Consider the following 23128-nt stretch of genomic DNA (forward strand, 5'->3'; position numbering starts at 1 on the left):
CTACGCCTCCTCAATGCTCTCGTCGCTGTCGGTGTCGGCGTCGGCCGTATCCGCTGCGTCGACGTCGTCGTCCTTGTTCTTGCGGTTGAACTCGATCTCCACCCGGGCCTTCGCGATCTCCGCGAACTCCACCCGGCGCGGCTTGGGCTTGCGCCCCTTGATGCCCGGGACCTCCAGATCGAGGCCCGCCTCGTCCAGCGCCATGATCCGCGCGGTCAGCTCTTCGTGGTTGTTGAGCGTCAGCTTGACCAGCCGGCCCTCGTTGCGGCGGAAGTGCCGGGGCGTGGTCAGCGGCCGGTCGGTGCCCGGGGAGCTGACCTCCAGGACGTACTCGCCCTGGCCCATCGCGTCCGTGTCGTCGAGCACCTGGGCGATGTCCCGGCTCAGCTGGGCGACCGCGTCGAGCTGCACGCCGTCATCGGAATCCACCACGACCATCAGCTGCCGCCGGCTGCCCGCCGCGGTCACAGTGATCTCTTCCAGATCCAGACCCGTCTTGGCGACGAGCGGCTCCAGCAATCCGCGCAGCCTCTCGCTCTGGGTGGTGCTCATCCGGGTGACTCCTCGGCCGCGTGTGCTGTTGTATGGAAGGTCGCGTGTCGCCCCAAAGCCTATCGGTTCCGACACCGGATCGACGATTCGGCGTGACTCGCCCCCCAGCGCTGCCCTGCCGCCGGAGCCGGCCGGCCACCGTCGCCCGGGCCGGGCCCGGCCACCGCCCGGTACGCTCTGGTCCGTGATCACGGGAGGGGGCGCGGTGACAGACAGAGCGACGCCGGGCAGACGGACGGTACTGGCCTCGGCCGCCGGTGTGCCGCTGGTCGTCGGCGCGGGCGGGCTGGCGGCGCTGGCCGGGCTCGCCACCGGCTGTTCCGGCGGGACCCCGGCCGCGGCGGACACCCTGAAGGACACTCCCCCGGCCGTGCCGGGCGCCGCGCTGCGGGCGCGGGCCGCGGCGGACAGCACCGCACTCCTCGCACGCTACGACGGTCTCCTCGCGGCCCGGCCCGACCTCACCGCGCGGCTGGCGCCGCTGCGGGCCGAAGTCGCCCGGCACGCCCAGGCGTTCGGCGCGACCGCGCCGAAGCCGGCCCCCGCCGGAACACCGGGTGCCCCCGGCACCAGCGCCGCCACCGCTCCCCCCACGCTCGGCGCGCTCGCCGACGCCGAACGCCGGCTCGCGGACGCCCGCGCCACCGCGCTGCTCGACGCACCGCCCGAGCTCGCCCGGCTGCTCGCCTCGGTGGCCGCCGCCGGGGCGGCGCACGTCGTCCTGCTGACGGGGAAGGGCTGAGCAGATGACACAGCGGACCCTGGACGCGGTCCAGGCGGCGCTCGCCGCGGAACACGCCGCGGCCTACGCCTACGGGGTGATCGGTGCCCGGGTCGCGAAGCCGCGCGCCGCCGACGCCCGCGCGGCCTACTACTCGCACCGCGCCCGCCGCGACGCGCTGAGCCGCACCGTACGGGACCTCGGCGCGGAACCGGTGCCGGCGGACGCCGGGTACGCGCTGCCGTTCCCGGTGACCGACAGCGCCGCGGCCGTGCGGCTGGCCGCCGTGATCGAGGACCGGGTCGCCGGTGTGTACGGGGACCTGGTGCGCGCGGCCACCGGGGCGCAGCGCCGGGACGCGGCCGGAGCGCTGCGCGAGGCGGCGGTGCGTGCCGTGCGGTGGCGCGGCGGCAGCGTAGCCTTCCCCGGGTTGGCCGAGCGGAGCGCACCGTGAGAGCCGCACCGTAAAGAGCCGTGTCAGGGCTGTACGGCACGGCAGAACGGGAAGGCATCCCCCGCGGGGACGCTCGCCCGCGAAAGATCCACGGAGGGACAGCACAACCATGGCTTCAGCACCGCAGCCCGGCGGCCCCGGCACCATTCCGCTGGACCCGCCCGACCGGCTGGTCCGCACGATCGGGGCCTGGGAGGGCGACTCCGGCCGGGAGTGGCTCGCGGCGCTGCCGGGCCGGGTGGCCGACACGCTGGAGCGGTGGGAACTGCGGCCGGAGCGGGTGTTCACCCCCGGCGGCCAGATCAGCATGATCGTGCTCGTCCGGACGGCGGACGGCACCCCCGCCGTGCTCAAGCTGGGCATGGTCACCCCCGAGACCGAGCACGAGCACGCGGCGCTCGCCCACTGGGACGGCCGCGGCGCGGTCCGGCTGCTGCGCGCGGAACCCGCCCAGGGCGCGATGCTGCTGGAGCGGCTGCAGGGCGAGGTGTCGCTGCGCTCCCTCCCGGAGCCCAAGGCGATGCTCGAGGCGACGGCCACCCTGCAGCGGCTGTGGGTGGCGCCGGCCGAGGGCCATCCGTTCACCTCGGTCGCCGACTGCACCGCCGGTCTCGCCGGACACCTGCGGGAGCGCCGTGAGCAGCCCTGGGCCGCGGAGGTGCGCCCGCTCATCGACGAGGCGCTGGCGCTGCGCGAGCAGCTGCTGGCCACCCCGGCCGAGGACGTGCTGCTGCACGGCGACTACCACCACGGCAACGTCCTGGCCGCCGAACGCAGCCCGTGGCTGGCCATCGACCCCAAGCCGCTGGTCGGCGAGCGGGCGTACGACCTGGCCTGGCTGGTCCGGGACCGGGTCGAGACGCTGGCCGCCTCCCCTGGCCCGCAGGCAGCGGCCCGCCGCCGGGTCGCCAAGCTCGGCGCCGCGCTCGACGTGGACCCGGAGCGGCTGCGCGGCTGGAGCCACTTCCGGGCCGTCGAGGCGGGTGTCTGGTCGCTGTCGGTCGGCGACAGCCAGGCCGGCGAACTCCTGCTGGAGTTCGCCAGCTGGCTGTAGGTCTCGCCGCGGATCAGCCGGTCAGCCGGGCCAGCGCCTCGTCGACCGTCAGCTCGACCCGCTCGCCCGACCGGCGGTCCTTCAGTTCCACGACGCCCTCGGCCGCGCGGCGGCCGACGACGAGGATCTGCGGGACGCCGATGAGCTCCGCGTCGGTGAACTTCACGCCCGGCGAGACGCCGGCCCGGTCGTCGAGCAGCACCCGGACGCCCGCGGCGTGCAGCTTCTCCGCGACCTCCAGCGCCAGCTCGGTCTGCAGGGCCTTGCCGGCCGCGACGAGGTGCACGTCGGCCGGGGCGACCTCGCGCGGCCAGCACAGGCCCTGGCCGTCGGCGGTCTGCTCGGCGAGGGCGGCGACCGCGCGGGAGACGCCGATGCCGTAGGAGCCCATGGTCACCCGCACCGGCTTGCCCTGCTGGCCGAGCACGTCGAGCTGGAAGGCGTCGGCGTACTTGCGGCCGAGCTGGAAGATGTGACCGATCTCGATCGCACGGTCCAGCCGCAGTCCGGCGCCGCAGCGCGGGCAGGGGTCGCCGGGCCGCACGGTGACGACGTCGAGGTAGCGGTCGACCTCGAAGTCCCGGCCGCAGACGACGTTGCGGGCGTGCTTGCCGTTCTTGTTGGCGCCGGTGATCCAGGCGGTGCCGGGGGCGATGCGCGGGTCGGCGATGTAGTCGATGGCCAGGCCCTGCGGTCCGACATAGCCGCGGACCAGCTCGGGGCGGCCCTCGAAGTCCTCGGCGGTGACCAGCTCGACGACGGCCGGGGCGAGGTGCTCGCCGAGCTTGCCGAGGTCGACCTCGCGGTCACCGGGCACGCCGATGGCGGTGATCTTGCCGTCGACCTTCACCAGCAGGTTCTTCAGCGTCGCGGACGCCGGGACGTCCAGGTGCGCGGCGAGGGTCTCGATGGTCGGGGTGTCGGGGGTGTCGAGTTCCTCGACGGGGCCGTGCGCCACGCCCTCGACGGGCGGCACGACCGTGGTGACGGCCTCGGTGTTCGCCGCGTACTCGCAGGCCGGGCAGTCCACGAAGGTGTCCTCGCCGGCCGCGGCCGGGGCGAGGAACTCCTCGGATGCCGAGCCGCCCATCGCGCCGGAGACCGCGGAGACGATCCGGTAGTCGAAGCCGAGCCGGGTGAAGATCCGGATGTACGCGTCGCGGTGCGCCCGGTACGCCTCGGCCAGCCCCTCGTCCGTGGTGTCGAAGGAGTACGAGTCCTTCATCTGGAACTCGCGGCCGCGCAGCACGCCGGAGCGCGGGCGGGCCTCGTCCCGGTACTTCGTCTGGATCTGGTAGAGGATCACCGGCAGGTCCTTGTAGGACGTGCACTGGTCCTTCACCACCTGGGTGAAGATCTCCTCGTGGGTCGGGCCGAGGACGTAGTCCGCGCCCTTGCGGTCCTTGAGCTGGAACAGCAGGTCGCCGTACTCGCCGGCACGGCCGGTCGTCTCGTAGTTCTCCCGCGGCAGCAGCGCGGGCAGCAGCACTTCCTGGCCGCCGATGGCGTCCATCTCCTCGCGGACGACGCGGGAGACGTTCTCCAGGACCCGCTTGCCGAGCGGCAGCCAGATCCAGACGCCCGCCGACGAGCGGCGGACGAAACCGGCGCGGACCAGCAGCTTGTGGCTGGCGGTCTCGGCGTCGGCCGGGTCGTCGCGCAGTGTCTTGAGCATCAGACGGGACATGCGCAGGACCATGGTGGCTCTCCAGGGGCTTGACGGGGATTCCCGCGAGGATATCCAGCCCGTCCGGCGGCACGGAAATGCGTTATGCGGGATCCCGGGGCCGGTCCGGGCGGCGCAGCGGCAGGGGCGCGCCCATCACCGCGTACGGGCTCGTCGCGCTGGGGAAGTGCACGGGCCGGGCCAGGTCCTGGTAGCCGAGCGTCCGGTAGAGCCGGCGGGCGGGGCTCTCGACGTCGATCGCGGAGAGGATGCTGCGCGGCTCGGTGGCCGTGTCGGTGATGGTGGTGATCAGCTGCCGTCCGATGCCCAGCCCCTGGAAGGCGGGCAGTACGTGCAGCTCCGTGATGACGAAGGAGCCGTCGAGCCACTGCTCGGTGCCGCGGTGGCGCAGATACGGCTGGACGACCGTGGACCACCAGTGCGCGCGGTCGTTGGGCATGCCGTAGACGAAGCCGACGAGCCGTCCGTCCTCGGTGGTGGCGCCGAGGGCGCGGGCACCGGGACAGGCGAGGTGCCGCACGACGATCTGGCGGCGGATCGCGATCTCGTCGTCGTCGAGGCCGAAGGCGAGGGCCTGTACGGCGAGGGCCTCGTCGACCCGTTCCTCGAGGTCCAGACGGCCGACCACGACATCTTCCATGGGACGGGACATTACGTCAGAACAGCACGCTCATGAAGGCTCCGACCTCGGTGAATCCCACCCGGCGGTAGGCGGCACGGGCGGGTGCGTTGAAGTCGTTGACGTACAGGCTGGCGACCGGGGCCACATCCCGCAGCGCGTAGTGCAGCACGGCGGCCATACCGGCCTCCGACAGGCCCTGCCCCCGGTACTCCGGTGCCACCCAGACGCCCTGGATCTGGCAGGCGTGCCGGGTGACGGCGCCGATCTCGGCCTTGAAGACCACCCGGCCGTTCTCGATGCGGGCGAACGACCGTCCGGCGGTGACGAGTTCCGCGACCCGGGCCTGGTAGAGCAGCCCGCCGTCCCCCGCGAGCGGGGAGATGCCGACCTCCTCGGTGAACATGGCCACGCACGCGGGCATGATCACATCCATCTCGTCGCGCCGGACGCGCCGGACGAGGGGGTCGGGGGTGATGCCGGCGGGCAGCGCCCGGGTGGTCATCAGCGGCTGGCGGCCGCGGATCTCCCGGGCGGGGCCCCAGCTGGGTTCGAGCAGCGACCACAGTTCGGTGGTGGGCTCGGCGGGTCCGACGATCGACGAGCAGCGGCGGCCCGCCCGGCGGGCCCGCTCGGCGAAGGCGCGGACGGCTTCGGGGCCCGCGCAGATCGGCACCAGATTGGCGCCGGCGTAGCAGAGGGAGGTGAGCCGGCCACCGGAGTACCAGCCCCACATCTCGCCGCCGAGGCGCCAGGGGTCCAGGCCCGCGACGTTCACGCGGGAGGCGACGAACGCGTTGGACACGGGGTCGCGGTCGAGCACTTCGAGGGCGGCGTCGAGTTCGCCGGCCTCCAGGACCTTCGCGGTCGTCGTCGTCAACACGTGTGCGCCTCACCTACAGGCCGCGGGGGGCGGGGGTACCCCGGCTGCACGGCCGGGGGTAGATCTTCGCACTTTACCTCGCGGAGGCGGGTTTCGCGGAGGTGGCCTCAGCGGCTTTCCCCGGTCAGCTCACGTTGACCTGGGGCTCGCCGGACGCGATGCCGTCCGCTTCCATCTGCTCGGCGATCTTCATCGCCTCTTCGATCAGGGTCTCCACGATCTTCGACTCCGGCACGGTCTTGATGACCTCGCCCTTGACGAAGATCTGGCCCTTGCCGTTGCCGGACGCGACACCGAGGTCGGCCTCGCGGGCCTCACCGGGGCCGTTCACGACGCAGCCCATGACGGCGACCCTGAGCGGGACCTCCATGCCCTCCAGGCCGGCGGAGACCTGGTCGGCGAGCTTGTAGACGTCGACCTGGGCACGGCCGCAGGACGGGCAGGAGACGATCTCCAGGCGGCGCTGCTTGAGGTTCAGCGACTCCAGGATCTGGATCCCGACCTTGATCTCCTCGACCGGCGGAGCGGAGAGCGAGACGCGGATGGTGTCGCCGATGCCCTCGGACAGCAGCGCGCCGAAGGCGACGGCGGACTTGATGGTGCCCTGGAAGGCGGGACCGGCCTCGGTCACGCCGAGGTGCAGCGGGTAGTCGCACTTGCTGGCGAGCAGCCGGTAGGCGTTGACCATCACGACCGGGTCGTTGTGCTTCACCGAGATCTTGATGTCATGGAAGCCGTGCTCCTCGAAGAGCGAGCACTCCCACAGCGCGGACTCCACCAGCGCCTCGGGGGTGGCCTTGCCGTACTTCTCCATCAGCCGGCGGTCCAGCGAGCCCGCGTTGACGCCGATCCGGATCGGGGTGCCGACCGAGGCCGCCGCCTTCGCGATCTCCTTGACCTTGTCGTCGAACTGCTTGATGTTGCCGGGGTTGACGCGGACGGCCGCGCAGCCGGCGTCGAGCGCCGCGAAGACGTACTTCGGCTGGAAGTGAATGTCCGCGATCACCGGGATCTGCGACTTCTTGGCGATGGTGGCGAGCGCGTCGGCGTCGTCCTGCGTGGGGCAGGCCACCCGCACGATCTGGCAGCCGGAAGCGGTGAGCTCGGCGATCTGCTGGAGCGTCGCCCCGATGTCCGCCGTCACCGTAGTCGTCATGGACTGGACCGAAACCGGCGCGTCCCCGCCCACCGCGACCGACCCGACCTGGATCTTGCGGCTGTGGCGGCGGTCGGCGAGCTTGATCGGAACGTCGGGCATTCCGAGCGAAATCGCGGTCATGTGCTTGGCATCCCCAAGGGTGTGGAACAAGGTCCCGGCGTGGGCGGGCTCCGTTTACCGAGGTTACGGCAACCCGCCCACGTCTCCGGCATCCGTCAGGAAAGCGTCACCGGATTGACTACGTCCGCTACGAGCACCAGTGCGGTGAAGCAGATGAAGATGCCCGCGACGACATAGGCGACCGGCATCAGCTTGGCCACGTCGAAGGGGCCCGGGTCCGGGCGCCGGGTGAGCTTGGCCAGCCTGCGGCGCAGCGACTCCCACAGGGCGCCGGCGATGTGACCGCCGTCGAGCGGGAGCAGCGGCAGCATGTTGAACAGGAACAGCGACAGGTTCACGCCGGCGAGCAGGTTGATCATGACGCCGATCTGCTGCGTCGCGGGAATCTTCAGTGAGAAGACCTCGCCGCCGATCCGGGCGACACCGACCATGCCGACGGGCTGGTCGACGGTGCGCTCCTTGCCCTGGAAGGCGGAGCCCCACAGCGCGGGGATCTTCGAGGGGATGTCGGCGATACCGCGGATCGAGTTCTTGGTCATCGAGACCATGCGGTCGGCGGACTCGCCGAGGGTCAGCGTCCTGACGCCGTTGGCCGGGCTGAAGCCGAGGAACCCGGCGTCCACGTACTGGCCCTTGATCGGGTAGCCGTCGCTGTCCTTCTTGTTCACCGTGTTCTTGACCAGGTTCGGGTGCAGGGTGAGCTGCTGCCCGTTCCGGACGACGCCGACGGTGGCCGGGCCGATGGTGTCGCGGATCTGGTCCGACAGGGCGTCCCAGTCGCCGACCGGCTTGCCGTTGAAGGAGACGATCTTGTCCCCGGCCTTGAAGCCGGCGGCCTTGGCGGGCGGGGCCTCGGCGTTCTTCGGGCAGACCTCGGCCTTGGTGGCCTTGTCGGTCGCCGCGGAGGCCTTGACCACGCACTCCGCGACACTGCCGATCGACGTGGTCGCGACGTTTCCGCCGATCCCCATCAGGGAGACCGCGAAGAGCGCCACCGCCAGGATCAGGTTCATGAACGGCCCGGCGAACATCACGATGACGCGCTTCCACGGCTTACGCGTGTAGAACATCCGCGTCTCGTCGCCGGGCTGCAGCTCCTCGTACGCGGCCGAGCGGGCGTCTTCTATCATGCTGCGCCACGGCGAGCTGGAACGGGCCAGGACCTTCCCGTCCGGGCCGGGCGGGAACATGCCGATCATGCGGATGTAGCCGCCGAGCGGGATCGCCTTGAAGCCGTACTCGGTCTCGCCCTTGTGCCGCGACCAGATCGTCGGCCCGAAGCCGACCATGTACTGCGGCACGCGGATCTTGAAGAGCTTGGCGGTGGAGAGGTGGCCGAGCTCGTGCCAGGCGATGGAGAACAGCAGACCGATGACGAAGATGGCGATCCCGACGCCCCACATGAGTGCCGTCATACCCGTGCAGCCTCCGTAGCCAGTTCCCGTGCGCGGGCCCGTGCCCACGCTTCCGCTTCAAGGACGTCCTCGACGGTCAGCCGAGTTCCCGGATCCGGATGGCCGTGTTCCTCGACCACCCGGGCGACGGTGTCCACGATCCCCGTGAAGGGCAGCCGGCCGGCGAGGAACGCATCGACGCATTCCTCGTTCGCCGCGTTGAACACCGCGGGTGCGGTGCCACCGAGGCTACCTACATGTCGCGCCAAAGCCACCGCTGGGAACGCGTCGTCGTCCAGCGGGAAGAATTCCCACGTCGACGCCTTCGACCAGTCGAACGCGGGTGCGGCGTCCGGCACCCGCCGGGGCCAGCCGAGGCCGAGCGCGATGGGCATCCGCATGTCGGGCGGGCTCGCCTGGGCCAGCGTCGAGCCGTCGGCGAACTCCACCATCGAGTGGATGTACGACTGCGGGTGGACGACGACCTCGATCCGGTCGAAGGGGATGTCGTAGAGCAGATGCGCCTCGATGACCTCCAGGCCCTTGTTGACCAGGGTCGCGGAGTTGATCGTGATGACCGGGCCCATGTCCCAGGTCGGGTGCGCGAGTGCGTCCTTGGGGGTGACGCCGGCGAGCTCCTCCTTGGTGCGGCCGCGGAACGGGCCGCCGGAGGCGGTGACGATCAGCTTGCGGACCTCTTCGCGGGTGCCGCCCATCAGCGCCTGGAAGAGCGCGGAGTGCTCGGAGTCCACCGGGATGATCTGCCCGGGCTTCGCGAGCGCCTTCACCAGCGGGCCGCCGACGATCAGCGACTCCTTGTTGGCGAGGATCAGCACCCGGTCGGCCTCCAGGGCCGCCAGCGTCGGGCGCAGCCCGATCGAACCGGTGATGCCGTTGAGGACCGAGTGGCACTCGCTCGCGGCGAGCCGGGTCGCGGCGTCCGGCCCGGACAGGATCTCGGGGAGGGTTTCGCCGGCGCCGTAGTGCCGGCCGAGCGCCTGCCGCAGCGGCTCGACGGCGCCCTCGTCCGCCACGGCCACGGTCCGTACCCGCAGCTGGTGGGCCTGCTCGGCGAGCAGCTCGATCCGGCCGCCGGCGGCGGACAGCGCCACCACGCGGAAGCGGTCGGGGTTGCGCAGCACCACGTCGATGGCCTGGGTGCCGATCGAACCGGTGGAGCCGAGGATCACGATGTCCCGGGGCCCGTCGGTGTCGGCGGCGGCCGCGAATTCGCGGTGATGCGGGTCTGCGAGGGAGTCCGTCATCCCCCCATTGTGGCCGCATCCCCTGTCAGCTCGGACAGGGGATGCGGGTGTCGGGTCCCGGCGGGGTCCGCGGGCGGAGCGGTACGCGGGGGCCGGTCCAGCGGATGGGGTCAGCGGATGGGGCGGTGGACGTTCTCGGTCTTGGCGGGGCCGGGGGTGGCGTCGGCGATCCAGGGGCCGTCCCCGCTGAGGTCGACGATGCCGGCCTCCAGCCAGGTGTAGGTGCCGCCGAGCACGCCGTCGACGACCTTCCGGTCCAGGTCGTCGGTGTTGGACCACAGCCGGGTGAAGAGCTCCTCGACCCGGATCCGGGACTGCCGGCAGAAGGCGTCGGCGAGCTGGTACGCGGGCCTGCCCTCCTCGCCCGACGAGCGCAGCATCTCGGCGCGTACGCAGGCCGCGCTCATCGCGAAGAGCTCCGCCCCGATGTCGACGATGCGGCCGAGGAAGCCCTGCTTGGTCTCCATCCGGCCCTGCCAGCGCGCCATGGCCAGGAACGTCGAACGGGCGAGCTTGCGCGCGCTGCGCTCGGTGTACCGCAGGTGGGTGGCCAGGTCCGGGTAGCCGTCCGGGTGGAACTCGGCGTACGAGGTGGGCAGTTGGCCGGCGCCGGCGACGAGCTTGGGGAGCCAGCGGGCGTAGAAGCCGCCGGCCCTGGCGCCGGCCTTCGCCTTGTCGCCGAGGCTCTTGTCGGGGTCGATGAGGTCGCCCGCGACGGACAGGTGGGCGTCGACCGCCTCGCGGGCGATCAGCAGATGCATGATCTCCGTCGAGCCCTCGAAGATGCGGTTGATGCGCAGATCGCGCAGCACCTGCTCGGCGGGGACGGCGCGCTCGCCGCGGGCGGCGAGGGACGCGGCGGTCTCGAAGCCGCGGCCGCCGCGGATCTGCACGAGTTCGTCGGCCATCAGACAGGCCATCTCGCTGCCGTAGAGCTTGGCGAGGGCGGCCTCGATCCGGATGTCGTTGCGGTCCTCGTCGGCCATCTGCGACGACAGGTCGAGAACCGCTTCGAGGGCGAACGTGGTCGCCGCGATGAAGGCGATCTTCGAGCCGACCGCCTCGTGCTTGGCGATGGACTTGCCCCACTGCTCGCGTTCCATCGACCACTCGCGGGCGATCTTCAGACACCACTTGCCGGCGCCGACGCACATCGCGGGCAGCGAGAGGCGGCCGGTGTTCAGGGTGGTGAGGGCGATCTTGAGGCCGGCGCCCTCGGGGCCGATGCGCTGGTCGGCCGGGACGGTGACCTGGTGGAAGCGGGTGACCCCGTTCTCCAGGCCGCGCAGCCCCATGAAGGCGTTGCGGTGCTCGACGGTGACGCCCTCGGAGCCCGCCTCGACGACGAAGGCGGTGATGCCGCCCTTGTGCCCCTCGGACTTCGGCACCCGCGCCATGACGACCAGCAGGTCGGCGACGACGCCGTTGGTCGTCCAGAGCTTGACGCCGTCCAGGACGTACGCGGAGCCGTCCTCGGTGGGCACCGCGCTGGTCGCCAGCCGGGCCGGGTCGGAGCCGACGTCGGGTTCGGTGAGCAGGAAGGCGCTGATGTCGGTGCGCGCGCAGCGTGGAAGGAAGGTCTCCTTCTGCTCCGTGGTGCCGAACATCTTGAGCGGCTGCGGCACGCCGATGGACTGGTGCGCGGAGAGCAGCGCGCCGATCGAGGCGTTGGCGGAGCCCACGAGCGCGAGGGCCTTGTTGTAGTACACCTGGGTGAGGCCCAGGCCGCCGTACTTCGTGTCGATCTTCATACCGAGGGCGCCGAGCTCCTTGAGCCCGTTGATGACCTCGTCGGGGATCTGCGCCTCGCGTTCGATGCGGGCCCCGTCGATCTTCGTCTCGCAGAAGTCCCTGAGTTTGGCGAGGAATTCCTCGCCGCGCTGGACGTCGTCGGGCGCCGGCAGGGGATGCGGATGGATCAGATCGAGCCTGAAGCGGCCCAGGAACAGCTCCTTGGCGAAGCTGGGCTTCCGCCAGTCCTGTTCGCGGGCGGCCTCGGCCACCTGCCGGGCCTCGCGTTCAGAAACGTTGTGTGCGGATGGTGCGGTCAAGAGGGCTCACCTCGCCGCGGAGTCGGGATGTACGGGCGCGGTCGGCCGCCGGGAGACCCGGGTCAGCGCGCTACCGGGGTCGCCGAGTTACCGATCGGTGCTACTTGCCCGTATCTACCCCAATTCCCGTGCGGCCACCACCCCCCGCGCAGCACCGGCCGGGAGCACGGGCGCGTCGGCTCACCCGATCGGGTGAGGGACCAATCCGGCTCACGACTCGCTCCGAATGCCCTCTGTGAAACGGAACAGGATGCGCGAGCTGCTGCTCGGCGCGGTGAGCGGAGAACTGGCGGCTGCCGTCTCGCTCGCCGCCGCCGAGCTGGTGGCCATCGCCGTCGGACCGCAGGCGTCGCCGGTGACGGCGATCGGCGGAACGGCGATCGACGCGACTCCTGTCGAGGTGAAGAACTGGGCGATCCGGCACTTCGGCACCTCGGACAAGCTGGTGCTGCAACTGGGCATCGTGGCGGCGCTGGCGCTGTTCGCGGCGGTCGTCGGTGTGCTCGCCGTCCACCACCGGCCGGCGGGAGTCGCCGGGGTGGCGGTCTTCGGCGCGGTCGGCGCGGTGGCGGCGGTCCGGCGGCCGGTGGGTGTGTGGACGGACGCGTTTCCGTCGCTCGTCGGCGCACTGGCCGGGGCGGCGGTGCTGTGGCTGCTGGCCGGCCGGATCCGCGGCCAGGGCCCGCCCGTCACGGACGGCACGGAGAACTCCGTACAGCCGGTCGGCGCCTTCGACCGGCGCGGGTTCCTGATCGCCGCGTCCGCGGCGGCCGCGTTCTCCGCCGTCGGCGGCACCGTCGGACGGCGGCTGAACTCCACCAATGCCGCGGCCGTCGCGTCCCGCGACTCCGTGAAACTGCCCGCCCCGCAGTCGGCGGCGGGGCGGGTACCCGCTGGCGCCGATCTCCGGATCCCCGGGATGCGGCCCTTCACGACGCCCAATGCGTCCTTCTACCGGGTGGACACCGCTCTCACCGTTCCCCAGGTGGATGCCACCAGCTGGCGGCTGCGGATCCATGGGAAGGGCGTCACCGAGCCGCTGGAGTTCACCTATCAGGACCTGCTGCGGCGCCCGCTGATCGAGCGGGACATCACCCTGACCTGTGTGTCCAACGAGGTCGGCGGACCGTACATCGGCAACGCCCGGTGGATCGGGGTGCCGCTCGCCGCCCTCCTGAAGGAGGCCGGGGTGCGTCCGCCGTCCGCCGGCGGACCCGCCGACCAGCTGGTGGCGCGCTCGGTGGACGGGATGACGCTCGGCAGCCCGGTCGAGACGGTCCTCGACGGCCGGGACGCGATGCTCGCGGTCGGGATGAACGGCGAGCCGCTGCCCTTCACCCACGGTTTCCCGGTCCGGATGCTCGTCCCCGGGCTCTACGGCTACGTATCGGCCTGCAAATGGCTGATCGACCTGGAACTGACCACGTTCGCCGACTTCGACGCCTACTGGGTCCGGCGCAGCTGGTCCCCGCAGGCGCCCATCAAGACGTCGTCCCGGATCGACACCCCGCGGCCCTTCGCCTCCCTGAAGGCGGGCCCGGTGCCCGTCGCGGGCGTCGCGTGGGCCCAGCACCGGGGCATCGACAAGACCGAGGTGCGGATCGACGGCGGTGCGTGGCAGGCCGCCCGGCCCGCCACGGAGGACACCGCCGACACCTGGCGCCAGTGGTCGTACCTCTGGGACGCCAAGCCCGGTTCGCACCGTATCGAGGTCCGCGCGACGGACCGCACCGGCCGGACCCAGACCGGCGACCGGCAGGGCACCGTGCCCGACGGCTCGACGGGCTGGCACTCGGTGGTGGTCACCGTGGAGTGAGCTCCGCGCACCACGCCACCGGCACCCCCCATCGTCACGCCCACCATCACCACCCGGTCAACCGGGAACCCCCATGAGGAGATCTGTCATGTACACCACCACCCGCTTCCGTCGTGCCGCCCTCGCCTCGGCCGCCGCGGCCGTCCTCGCCGTCACCGCGTCCGCCTGTTCCGACAGCGGCAGCGACAAGAGCAACGCGGCGAACAGCAACGCCACCGCACCGGCCGCCGGCGGCGGCACGACGAACGCGTCCGCGCCCTTCGGCCCGGCCTGCGCCGGGGTGCCGAAGGACGGCTCGGGCAGCTTCGAAGGCATGGCGAAGGACCCGGTGGCCACCGCCGCCTCGCACAACCCCGCGCTGTCCACCCTGGTCACCGCGGTGACGAAGGCCGGTCTCGTCGACACCCTCAACAGCGCGCAGAACATCACGGTCTTCGCGCCGACGAACGACGCCTTCGCCAAGATCCCGCAGGCCGACCTGGACAAGGTGCTGAACGACAAGGACACGCTCACCAAGATCCTGACGTACCACGTGGTCGGGCAGCCGCTGACCCCGAACCAGCTCAACAACGGTATGTTCCCCACACTGGAGAAGCAGTCCCTCATGACCAAGGGGTCCGGCGAGTCCTACAAGGTCAACGGCACCAGCAACGTGGTCTGTGGCAACGTCAAGACCGCCAACGCCAACGTCTACATCGTCGACACCGTTCTGATGCCGCCGGTTTCCTGACCGGAACGGCCAATCCGCCGGGGCCCCGGCTACGAATCAATGGTGACAACCATTGCTCGGAGGTGCGCATGCACGCGGTAGCCCGCGACAACGGACCCGTGGCGCCGGGCCCCGGAAGCCTGGAGACCCTGCTCGAACGGGTCTCCAGGGGGACCAGCAGGCGTTCGACAGCGTCTACACGGCTGTTGCCGGTTCCGTGCTCGGGCTGGCCCACCGCGTGCTGCGCGATCCCGCGCAGTCCGAGGAGGTCGCCCAGGAGGTGCTGATCGAGGTGTGGCGCAGCGCCGCCCGCTTCGACCCCGGCCGGGGCAGCGCCATGGCCTGGATCATGACGCTCGCCCACCGGCGGGCCGTCGACCGGGTGCGCTCCGCTCAGGCCTCCGCCGACCGCGAGCAGCGGGCCGCGGTCCGCGATCACACCCCCGCCTTCGACGAGGTGGCGGAGCAGGTGGAGCGGCGGCTGGAGCGCGAACAGGTGCGCCGCTGTCTGGGACAGCTGACCGAACTCCAGCGCGAGTCGGTGAACCTGGCCTACTACCGGGGATATACCTACCGGGAAACCGCCGATGTGCTGGGAACGGCGCTCGGCACGGTCAAGACCCGTCTCCGGGACGGGCTCATCCGTCTGCGGGACTGCTTGGGGGTGACGTCGTGAACGATTCCGCCGATCTGCACACACTGACCGGCGCCTACGCGTTGGACGCCCTCTCCCCCGCGGAGGCGGCGGAGTTCGCCCGGCATCTCGCCGAGTGCCCCGCCTGCGCCCAGGAGGTGCGCGAGCTGCGGGAGACCGCGACCCGGCTGGCCTTCGCGGTGGCGCAGGTGCCGCCGCCGGGGCTGCGGGACCGCGTCATGTGGTCGCTGCCCGAGGTACGGCAGCTGCCGCCCCTGGTCGTCGAACCCGTCGTGGTGCCGCTGCGCGGCCCGCGGTGGCGGCAGCGGCTGCCGTATCTGGCCGTCGCGGCCTGTCTGGCGATCGCCGCGGGCGCCGGGGTCTGGGCCGTCCAGGCCCAGCGGGACGCCGACCGGGCGCGGGACGGCAACGTCCAGGCGGAACAGCGCGCCTCCGATCTGGAGACGCTGATGGCGGCGCCCGACGCCACGCTGCGCACCGGCTCGATGCGGGGCGGCGGCGGGGCGACCGTGGTCTCCTCGCAGCGGCTCGGACGGACGGCGTTCGTCTACCACGACCTGCCGCCGCTGGGCACTTCGCGGGTCTACCAGCTCTGGTACAGCCAGAACGGCTCGATGATCCCGGCCGGTCTCGTCACTCCGGGCCGCACCGACGGGGCGCAGCTCCTGGCGGGCGGCCCGAGGGGCGCCGACGCGGTCGGGGTGACCGTGGAACCGTCGGGCGGTTCACCCACCCCGTCGGGACCGCCGGTCATGGTCGTACCGATCCCTTCCTGACCGGATCAGGGCAGGAAAAAACCGGCCGGGGCGCACCGCACATGCGCCCCGGCCGGTGGAGGGTGGTCCGTCGGTCTCAGAGATCCAGGCCGGTCAGGACGAGGACCCGCTCGTAGGTGTAGTCGGCCATGGCGTACGAGACGCCCTCACGGCCGACACCGGAGTCCTTCACGCCGCCGTACGGCATCTGGTCCGCGCGGTACGAGGGCGCGTCGCCGATGATCACGCCGCCGACCTCCAGCTCGCGGTGGGCCCGGAAGGCGGTCTGCAGGTCGTGCGTGAACACACCGGTCTGCAGGCCGTAGTTCGAGTCGTTGACGGCCGCGAACGCCTCGTCCGCGCCGTCGACCTTCTGCAGCGACAGGACCGGGCCGAAGACCTCCGCGGTGGCGAGGATCGCGTCGGCGGGGATCTCGGTGAGCACCGTCGGGGCGTACGAGGCGCCCTCGCGGGTGCCGCCGGTGAGCAGCTTGGCGCCCTTGGCGACCGCGTCGTCGACCCAGGACTCGACGCGCTTCGCGGCGTTCTCGTCGACCAGCGGGCCCACGTCGGTGGCGTCGTCGGACGGGTCACCGGTGACCTGGGCCGCGACCTTGGCGACGACCTTCTCGGCGAGCACGTCGAAGACCGACGCGTCGGCGATCACCCGCTGCACCGAGATGCAGGACTGGCCACCCTGGTAGTTGGCGAAGGTGGCGATACGGGTGGCCGCCCACTCCAGGTCCTCCTCGGAGGACCAGTCGGCGAGCACCACGGCCGCGGCGTTGCCGCCCAGTTCGAGGGTGGTGTGCTTGCGCGGCACCGAATCCATGATCTGGTAGCCGACCTTGTCGGAACCGGTGAAGGAGATCACCGGCAGGCGCTTGTCCTGCACCAGGGCCGGCATCCGGTCGTTGGGGACCGGAAGGACGCTCCAGGAGCCGGCCGGCAGACCGGTCTCGGCGAGGATCTCGCCCAGCACCAGGGCCGACAGCGGGGTCGCCGGGGCGGGCTTGAGGATGATCGGCGCGCCGACCGCGATCGCCGGGGCGACCTTGTGGGCGACGAGGTTCAGCGGGAAGTTGAAGGGCGCGATGCCGAGCACGGCGCCGCGCGGGAAGCGCCGGGTCAGCGCCAGCCGGCCGACGCCGCCGGCGTCGGTGTCCAGCCGCTGTGCCTCGCCGCTGTTGAAGCGGCGGGCCTCCTCCGAGGCCCAGCGGAACACCGACACGGCCCGGCCGACCTCGCCGCGGGCCCACTTGATCGGCTTGCCGTTCTCGGCGGTGATCAGCCGGGCGATCTCCTCGGTGCGCTCCGCGAGCCGCCTGGCGACGAGGTCGAGCGCGGCGGACCGCACATGGGCCGGGGTCGCGGCGAACTCGGCCTGTACGGCCTCGGCGGCCGCGACGGCCTCTTCGACCTGGGCCTCGGTGGGGACGCTGACCGTGCCGACGACCCGGCCGTCCCACGAGTTGGTGACGTCGAAGCTGTCCTCGCCGGTCGCCTTGCGGCCGGCGAGCCAGAATGCGGTGGGGGTGCTCACAGCGGCCCGGCCCTTCCGATGGGGTGGTGATCCCGATGGGTGGTGATCGATCACGTACATCCACGGTAGGCCGGGCGGGGCGCGGGGGCGTTTGTCCACTGCGGAGTACCGCTCGTGGCGGGTACTCCGTTGTGTCACTCGCCGGGCGGCAGGGTCTTCATCGCCAGCCACAGCTCCATCCGGACGTCCGGATCGTCCAGCGAGCGGCCGAGGATCTCCTCCACCCGGCGCATGCGGTAGCGCAGGGTGTGCCGGTGAACACCCAGGTCGGAGGCGGCGGCGTCCCACTGGCCGTGCCGCGAGAGCCAGGCCTGGAGGGAGGCGACGAGGTCGCCGCGGCTGGTCGCGTCGTGCTCGCGCAGCGGGCGCAGCAGCCCCTCGGCGAACGCCCGGACCGCGTCGTCGCCGAGCAGCGGGAGAACCGATCCTGCACCGACCTCGCCGTGCTCGACCAGGTTGCGGCCGCGCCGCAGCGCGACGGCCAGCGCCCGTTCGGCCTGCCGGTTGGCGTCCGGCAGCTCCGCCACCGGGACGGCCGCGGACAGCCCGGCGGCCAGGGTGTCGTCGGCCTCGGCGAAGTCGGTGCAGGCCTTGAGCACGGCCGAACCGTCGGCGGCGAGCACCACCAGCCGGGGGCCCTCCCGAACGGCGATGACCGGCTCGCCCGAGCGGGCGCCGGCGGCCTCGGCCCGCTCGGCGAGCAGCGCCACCGAGTCCAGGGCCACCGCCGGGCGGCCGGTGCGGACGGCGGGCCTGACCGCCTTCGCGGGCTTGGCGGCGAGCTCCGCGGGTTCCACCACGAGCAGCCGCACCGGCTGCGTCAGCAGGTCGCCGTAGAGCCGGCCCGCGACGGTACGGGCGTGCTCGCTCTCCCCGGTGAGCAGCATCCGCAGCAGGGCCGCGGCGAGCCGCTGCTCGGTGTCCTGGAGCGCCCGGGACTGCTCCAGGGAGAGCGTGAGCAGCGCGACGGCGGCGTGCACGACATAGCGGGCGGGGGTGTCGAGGCGCTCCTCGGTGCCGACGGCGAGAAAGCCGCGGGCCCGGCGCGCGGTGCCCAGCGACTGCAGTTCGACGCGGTCCTCGGTGCCCGCGGGGCCCGCCACGGCCGCGCTGGCGGGCGCCGGCTTGTCCCGCAGCCGGTCGATCTCGCCGGTCAGCCGGGCGGCGCGGCGGCCCGCCCACTCGGGGGCCGCGGCGAGCACCGCGCCGGAGGCGTCGTAGAGCGCGGCCCAGCCGTTGAGGTGGTGCGCGAGCCGGCCGAGCAGCGCGGAGGTGCCGTCCGGGGCGAGCGCCGCCCGGGTCAGATCGCGCTGGGCCTCGAAGCCGGCGGTGACGGCCTGGTACTGATCGGCCGCGACCGCCGCCGACACGGCCTTGCTGATCGCGATGAACGGCGTGCGGCGCGGCACTTCGAGCAGCGGCAGATCCAGCTCCGCCGCGGCGTCGACCAGCGCGGGCGGCACCGCGTCGTGCCCCACCCCGACGCCGAAGCCGAGCCCGACCACCCCGGCGTCCGCCAGCCGCCGCACATAGCCGCGCAGGCTGTCCGGGTCGTCGACGGCCAGTTTGAGTCCGGTGGTGAGCAGCAGCTCGCCGCCTTCGAGATACGGTCCCGGGTCGTCCAGCTCGCTGGTGTGCACCCAGCGCACGGTGGCGTCCAGACGGTCGCCGCCGGCGAGGACCACGAGCTTGAGCGCCGAATGGTGGACGAGAGAGGCGAGGGTGAGGGGCATGACGCGCTGTCGCCTCCGGCGGGGGGGCTTCCGGCGGCGCCGGCGGGGTCGCGGTGACCCGCCGGGCCCGGAGGCCCGAAGGACTCGGTTTTGGCCGACCGGTAGTGGTGACCGGTTCCGATTCTGCCTCACCGTCCAGATCCCGGCATCAGGCGTCCGATATCAGAGGTGCGACGTGAAGAATCAGACGTCAGGTGTCAGCCGCGGAGGTCGACCAGTATCGGCGGGGCGTGTTCGCCGTCGGTGGCGGTGAGCGAGACGACGGCGTGCCCGGCCGGCACCGAATGGGCCAGCTCGGAGGCGGACCAGCGCTCGCGCTCGACACTGCGGACGGTCACCGACTCGGTGGTGACCGCCTCCCCGGTGAACAGCCGCCGCACCCCGCGGTTGAGGCGTCGCAGCAGACCGCCGGACTGGTCGGGTGTGCGCGTCACGTCCCGGGTCTCCACCCAGGTGGTGCCCCAGGCCTCGGCGAACCGCTTCCCGTCCCAGGTGGTGATCCCGGACAGCGCCATCCGGCAGCCGACCGCGCCGAGCAGCGCGGTGCGCAGCGCCTCGGGGACGTCGTCGAGCGTCCGCAGCGCCAGCACGGCCCCGGCGTTGGCGGACCGCAGCCGCTGCAGTCCGCGCACCGACTCGCCGGTGATGGTGTGCGCGGCGTCGTCGAGGACCAGACAGGCGAAGAGCGACCGGTCGCGGCGGCCGGTGACCGCGGCGGTGAACTGGGCCAGCACGAGCCTCGCGAGGATCCGGGACGCCTCGGCGTGACCGCGTTCCGGCAGGTCGATACGGACCCGCAGCGGGTGCTCCAGGGTGTGCATGGAGAACGGCCGGGTCCGGCCGGTGACGTCGAAGAATCCCGCGAAGGCCGGCCGGTCGAGCAGTGCGATCCGGTCGGCGAGCAGGGTGCCGATGTCGTCGGGCCGCCCCGCCTGCCGCTGCCGTGCCTCCAGCTCACGGACCGGCCCCGGCTCCCCGGCCAGGTCCAGCGCCCCGCGCAGCGCGGCGAACGCGTGCGGGATGCCGTCGAGCAGCTCGCGCAGCTCGGTGACGGCGGGGAAGCGCCCGTGGGCGGCGCGGTAGGGGCCGAGCAGCTGGGAGAGCGCGGTGGCGGCCCGCCGGATGTCGGCCTCGTGCGTGGGGCCGTCGTCGATGAGCGCCTCGGCGAGGGTGCTCCCGGCCGCGTCCGGGTCGGGGCTGCCGCCGTACAGGTCCAGGTCGTAGCGCGACGAGGGGTCGCCGAGCGAGATGACGACGTCGAAGGCGTCCGCCGGTCCCAGGTCGGTGCCCGCGGAGCCCACGGCGATCACCGCGGCGGTGCCGGACAGCGCCTGCAGGCACAACGACTCCACGACCGGCCGGACCAGCTGCCGGGTCTTCCCGGATCCGGGCGGGCCGACCGCGACCAGGCCGGTGCCGAGCAGCGACGGGTCGAGCGCCAGCCCCGCGCCCCGGTGCTGGTACGGATTGCGGTCGTCGGCCGGCGCCAGACCGATCCGCACCTGGCCGCCGAGCAGATCGTGCGTCGCGGAGCGGAACGGCAGATCGCGAGCGCCGGAGGGATGCAGACAGGCCGCGGCGCCCTGCCGCAGCACGGTGTCGGCGAACGCGTCGATCCGCCGCGGCTCCGCGAGCACCGACGTCCAGGCGCGCTGGATCCGCGTGTAGTCGACGTCGTTCATCCGCCCGCTGCGGATCTCGCCCGCGAGCCGGTCGGCCACCGCGTGCTGCCCGGCGGCCCGCAGCTCCGGCCACTGAACGGGGTCGTCCTCAACAGGCTGCCCGTCGGGCCGCACCCCCGGCTGCGCCGGCTCGTCCCACAACCGGCCCAGAGCGGGCGCGGCATACCGGCGCCAGACGTCCGGCCAGTGGCCGGCCCGGCCGAACACATAGGCCAGCAGGCCGATCCAGATCAGGTAGTACAGGTTGGAGACGACCGTGTAGGCGACCCGGTCGCCGGTGTACGCCCAGTCGTCCGGGATGAGCCAGAACATCGGCTTGAGCCAGAGGCTGCCGAAGTAGTTCCAGAGCAGCGACCAGACCAGCAGCCCGCACAGCAGGGCCAGCAGCGCGCCACCGATCAGCCGGCGGCCGGCCAAGCGGCCCGAGTCCTCCGGGGGGCGCGGGACGTGCCCGTAGGCGAAGATCCCCGGGGCGTCGTGGTGGCGCGGGGTGCGCAGCCAGGTCTCCAGCGCCGACACGGGTGGTGCCTGTGGCATCGGCGGCGGCCCCGCCGGCCTCGGTACCGGGGTCGCGGGCGCGGCCTTCCGGAATCCCTGCGTACCCTCGATATCCACTACCGGCCGCCCCTCAGCCTCGTCGCCAGCGACGGAACTCAATGTAGTGGAGCGGACACCGGTCCATAAGGATCATGGCGCTTCGCGAGGCGCGGGTGCCGAAATCGCCTGCCGGGACTACGGTCTGCCGGGAAGCGGACTGTCCGCCGTGTCGAATGACCACCCGCCACTGCGCCCTATCGGAGTAAGCGGGCCCGCGCGGCCCCCGCTTAGCCTGCGGGAAAAGCCCGTGGACATATAAGAGGAGTACGCCCGCCATGACCGAACTGTCCCAGGAGCGCCGGCTCGTCACCTCGATCCCCGGCCCGAAGTCGCAGGAGCTGATGGCCCGCAAGGTCGCGGCGGTCCCCAGCGGCATCGGCGTCACCCTCCCCGTCTTCGTGACGCGCGCCGGCGGCGGCGTGCTCGAGGACGTGGACGGCAACTCGCTCATCGACTTCGGCTCCGGCATCGCGGTGACCTCGGTCGGCAACAGCGCCGAGGCCGTGGTGCGGCGGGCGACCGCGCAGCTCGCGGACTTCACCCACACCTGTTTCATGGTGACCCCGTACGAGGGCTACGTCGAGGTCGCCGAGCAGCTCAACGAGCTGACCCCGGGCGACCACGAGAAGCGCACCGCGCTGTTCAACTCCGGCGCCGAGGCCGTCGAGAACGCGGTGAAGATCGCCCGCTCGTACACCAAGCGCACCGCGGTCGTCGTCTTCGACCACGGCTACCACGGCCGCACCAACCTGACGATGGCGCTCACCGCCAAGAACATGCCGTACAAGGAGGGCTTCGGGCCGTTCGCGCCCGAGGTCTACCGCGTGCCGCTCGCCTACGGCTACCGCTGGCTGACCGGCGCGGAGAACTGCGCCGAGGAGGCCGCGGCCCAGGCGATCGACATGATCACCAAGCAGGTCGGCGCCGAGAACGTGGCCGCCATCGTGATCGAGCCGATCGCGGGCGAGGGCGGCTTCATCGAGCCGGCCAAGGGCTTCCTGCCGAAGATCGCCGAGTTCGCGAAGGCGAACGGCATCGTGTTCGTCGCGGACGAGATCCAGACCGGCTTCTGCCGCACCGGCCAGTGGTTCGCCTGTGACGACGAGGGCGTCGTCCCGGACCTGATCACCACCGCCAAGGGCATCGCGGGCGGCCTGCCGCTCGCCGCCGTCACGGGCCGCGCCGAGATCATGGACGCCGCGCACGCGGGCGGCCTCGGCGGCACCTACGGCGGCAACCCGGTGGCCTGCGCCGCGGCGCTCGGCGCGATCGAGACCATGAAGGAGCTCGACCTCAACGCCAAGGCGCGGCGCATCGAGGAGGTCATGAAGGGCCGTCTGCACGCGATGCAGGAGAAGTTCGCCGTGATCGGTGAGGTACGCGGCCGCGGCGGCATGATCGCCGTCGAGCTCGTGGAGCCGGGCACCAAGACCCCGAACGCCGCGGTGACCGCCGCGCTGGCGAAGGCCTGCCACGCCGAGGGCCTGGTCGTTCTGACCTGCGGCACCTACGGCAACGTGCTGCGTTTCCTGCCGCCGCTGGTCATCGGCGAAGATCTCCTGAACGAGGGTCTCGACATCATCGAGGAGGCCTTCACCCGGGTGTGACTCCCGGTGTAACTCTGGGTAAGGGGGCGGCATAGGTGAAGAAGGTGTGCGGGCCTGATGGCGGAGGGGTAA

General features: G+C 72.2%; 18 protein-coding genes and 1 pseudogene. 8 read left to right on the top strand and 11 right to left on the bottom strand.

The window, feature by feature from the left end:
* Positions 1–552, bottom strand: coding sequence for a ribosome maturation factor RimP (gene rimP / locus LNW73_RS08090; protein WP_250978012.1), 552 nt, complete (start codon positions 550–552; stop codon positions 1–3).
* 205 nt (positions 553–757) lie between these two features.
* Here rimP and LNW73_RS08095 point away from each other — a divergent pair, with 205 nt between their 5' ends.
* The 3 genes from LNW73_RS08095 (at position 758) to LNW73_RS08105 (ending at position 2781) form a co-directional block, all read left to right on the top strand.
* Positions 758–1294, top strand: coding sequence for a hypothetical protein (locus LNW73_RS08095; RefSeq protein WP_250978011.1), 537 nt, complete (start codon positions 758–760; stop codon positions 1292–1294).
* 4 nt (positions 1295–1298) lie between these two features.
* Complete coding sequence (locus tag LNW73_RS08100; RefSeq protein WP_250989478.1) at positions 1299–1727, top strand: ferritin-like domain-containing protein; 429 nt, start codon at positions 1299–1301, stop codon at positions 1725–1727.
* Between the two features lie 109 nt (positions 1728–1836).
* The gene (locus tag LNW73_RS08105) at positions 1837–2781 is read left to right on the top strand and encodes an aminoglycoside phosphotransferase family protein (RefSeq protein WP_250989479.1); all 945 of its coding nucleotides are present in this window, start codon (positions 1837–1839) and stop codon (positions 2779–2781) included.
* A 13-nt stretch (positions 2782–2794) separates the two neighbouring features.
* Here LNW73_RS08105 and LNW73_RS08110 read toward each other — a convergent pair whose 3' ends face one another.
* From LNW73_RS08110 to LNW73_RS08140, 7 genes are all read right to left on the bottom strand, one after another.
* Complete coding sequence (locus LNW73_RS08110) at positions 2795–4480, bottom strand: proline--tRNA ligase (RefSeq protein WP_250989480.1); 1686 nt, start codon at positions 4478–4480, stop codon at positions 2795–2797.
* 70 nt (positions 4481–4550) lie between these two features.
* Positions 4551–5108, bottom strand: a complete 558-nt coding sequence (locus LNW73_RS08115) for a GNAT family N-acetyltransferase (protein ID WP_250978007.1) — start codon at positions 5106–5108, stop codon at positions 4551–4553.
* Positions 5109–5124: 16 nt separating this feature from the next.
* A complete protein-coding gene (locus LNW73_RS08120) occupies positions 5125–5970 on the bottom strand; it encodes a GNAT family N-acetyltransferase (protein ID WP_250989481.1) in 846 nt (281 codons plus the stop codon).
* Between the two features lie 124 nt (positions 5971–6094).
* Complete coding sequence (gene ispG / locus LNW73_RS08125; protein ID WP_250989482.1) at positions 6095–7249, bottom strand: flavodoxin-dependent (E)-4-hydroxy-3-methylbut-2-enyl-diphosphate synthase; 1155 nt, start codon at positions 7247–7249, stop codon at positions 6095–6097.
* 95 nt (positions 7250–7344) lie between these two features.
* Positions 7345–8664 carry a M50 family metallopeptidase gene (locus tag LNW73_RS08130; RefSeq protein ID WP_250989483.1) on the bottom strand — a complete coding sequence of 440 codons (1320 nt, stop codon included), beginning with the start codon at positions 8662–8664 and terminating at the stop codon, positions 7345–7347.
* A complete protein-coding gene (gene dxr / locus LNW73_RS08135) occupies positions 8661–9908 on the bottom strand; it encodes a 1-deoxy-D-xylulose-5-phosphate reductoisomerase (RefSeq protein ID WP_250989484.1) in 1248 nt (415 codons plus the stop codon). Before dxr ends, LNW73_RS08130 begins: the two co-directional genes overlap by 4 nt.
* Positions 9909–10018: 110 nt before the next feature.
* Complete coding sequence (locus tag LNW73_RS08140) at positions 10019–11959, bottom strand: acyl-CoA dehydrogenase family protein (RefSeq protein WP_250989485.1); 1941 nt, start codon at positions 11957–11959, stop codon at positions 10019–10021.
* A gap of 226 nt (positions 11960–12185) precedes the next feature.
* On the opposite strand from LNW73_RS08140, the gene LNW73_RS08145 reads away from it, so the two are divergent.
* The 4 genes and pseudogenes from LNW73_RS08145 to LNW73_RS08160 all read left to right on the top strand — a co-directional run bounded on the left by LNW73_RS08145 (position 12186) and on the right by LNW73_RS08160 (position 15915).
* Entirely contained in the window at positions 12186–13775 is a 1590-nt protein-coding gene (locus tag LNW73_RS08145; protein WP_250989486.1) for a molybdopterin-dependent oxidoreductase, read from the top strand.
* 88 nt (positions 13776–13863) lie between these two features.
* On the top strand, positions 13864–14505 hold the full coding sequence (locus LNW73_RS08150; protein ID WP_250978000.1) for a fasciclin domain-containing protein: 642 nt from the start codon (positions 13864–13866) through the stop codon (positions 14503–14505).
* A gap of 68 nt (positions 14506–14573) precedes the next feature.
* Positions 14574–15160, top strand: a pseudogene (locus LNW73_RS08155) (sigma-70 family RNA polymerase sigma factor).
* Positions 15157–15915 carry an anti-sigma factor gene (locus LNW73_RS08160; RefSeq protein WP_250989487.1) on the top strand — a complete coding sequence of 253 codons (759 nt, stop codon included), beginning with the start codon at positions 15157–15159 and terminating at the stop codon, positions 15913–15915. Before LNW73_RS08155 ends, LNW73_RS08160 begins: the two are co-directional and overlap by 4 nt.
* A 76-nt stretch (positions 15916–15991) precedes the next feature.
* On the opposite strand, the gene LNW73_RS08165 is transcribed toward LNW73_RS08160, so the two are convergent.
* The 3 genes from LNW73_RS08165 to LNW73_RS08175 form a co-directional block, all read right to left on the bottom strand.
* Complete coding sequence (locus LNW73_RS08165; RefSeq protein WP_250989488.1) at positions 15992–17437, bottom strand: aldehyde dehydrogenase family protein; 1446 nt, start codon at positions 17435–17437, stop codon at positions 15992–15994.
* Positions 17438–17571: 134 nt separating this feature from the next.
* On the bottom strand, positions 17572–19170 hold the full coding sequence (locus tag LNW73_RS08170; protein ID WP_250977996.1) for a PucR family transcriptional regulator ligand-binding domain-containing protein: 1599 nt from the start codon (positions 19168–19170) through the stop codon (positions 17572–17574).
* A gap of 197 nt (positions 19171–19367) precedes the next feature.
* Positions 19368–21467, bottom strand: coding sequence for an ATP-binding protein (locus LNW73_RS08175; protein WP_374118054.1), 2100 nt, complete (start codon positions 21465–21467; stop codon positions 19368–19370).
* 257 nt (positions 21468–21724) lie between these two features.
* On the opposite strand from LNW73_RS08175, the gene gabT reads away from it, so the two are divergent.
* A complete protein-coding gene (gene gabT / locus LNW73_RS08180) occupies positions 21725–23056 on the top strand; it encodes a 4-aminobutyrate--2-oxoglutarate transaminase (protein WP_250989490.1) in 1332 nt (443 codons plus the stop codon).
* Positions 23057–23128: the final 72 nt, after the last annotated feature.

The sequence above is a fragment of the Streptomyces sp. RKAG337 genome (assembly GCF_023701715.1).
Taxonomy (GTDB): Bacteria; Actinomycetota; Actinomycetes; order Streptomycetales; family Streptomycetaceae; genus Actinacidiphila.

Excerpts from the sequence above, each read along its gene's own strand:
- LNW73_RS08145 (WP_250989486.1), top strand. The coding sequence starts at position 12,186 with ATGCCCTCTGTGAAACGGAACAGGATGCGCGAGCTGCTGCTCGGCGCG.
- gabT (WP_250989490.1), top strand. The coding sequence starts at position 21,725 with ATGACCGAACTGTCCCAGGAGCGCCGGCTCGTCACCTCGATCCCCGGC.
- LNW73_RS08115 (WP_250978007.1), bottom strand. The coding sequence starts at position 5,108 with ATGGAAGATGTCGTGGTCGGCCGTCTGGACCTCGAGGAACGGGTCGAC.
- dxr (WP_250989484.1), bottom strand. The coding sequence starts at position 9,908 with ATGACGGACTCCCTCGCAGACCCGCATCACCGCGAATTCGCGGCCGCC.
- LNW73_RS08110 (WP_250989480.1), bottom strand. The coding sequence starts at position 4,480 with ATGGTCCTGCGCATGTCCCGTCTGATGCTCAAGACACTGCGCGACGAC.
- ispG (WP_250989482.1), bottom strand. The coding sequence starts at position 7,249 with ATGACCGCGATTTCGCTCGGAATGCCCGACGTTCCGATCAAGCTCGCC.
- LNW73_RS08100 (WP_250989478.1), top strand. The coding sequence starts at position 1,299 with ATGACACAGCGGACCCTGGACGCGGTCCAGGCGGCGCTCGCCGCGGAA.
- LNW73_RS08105 (WP_250989479.1), top strand. The coding sequence starts at position 1,837 with ATGGCTTCAGCACCGCAGCCCGGCGGCCCCGGCACCATTCCGCTGGAC.
- LNW73_RS08170 (WP_250977996.1), bottom strand. The coding sequence starts at position 19,170 with ATGCCCCTCACCCTCGCCTCTCTCGTCCACCATTCGGCGCTCAAGCTC.
- rimP (WP_250978012.1), bottom strand. The coding sequence starts at position 552 with ATGAGCACCACCCAGAGCGAGAGGCTGCGCGGATTGCTGGAGCCGCTC.
- LNW73_RS08130 (WP_250989483.1), bottom strand. The coding sequence starts at position 8,664 with ATGACGGCACTCATGTGGGGCGTCGGGATCGCCATCTTCGTCATCGGT.
- LNW73_RS08150 (WP_250978000.1), top strand. The coding sequence starts at position 13,864 with ATGTACACCACCACCCGCTTCCGTCGTGCCGCCCTCGCCTCGGCCGCC.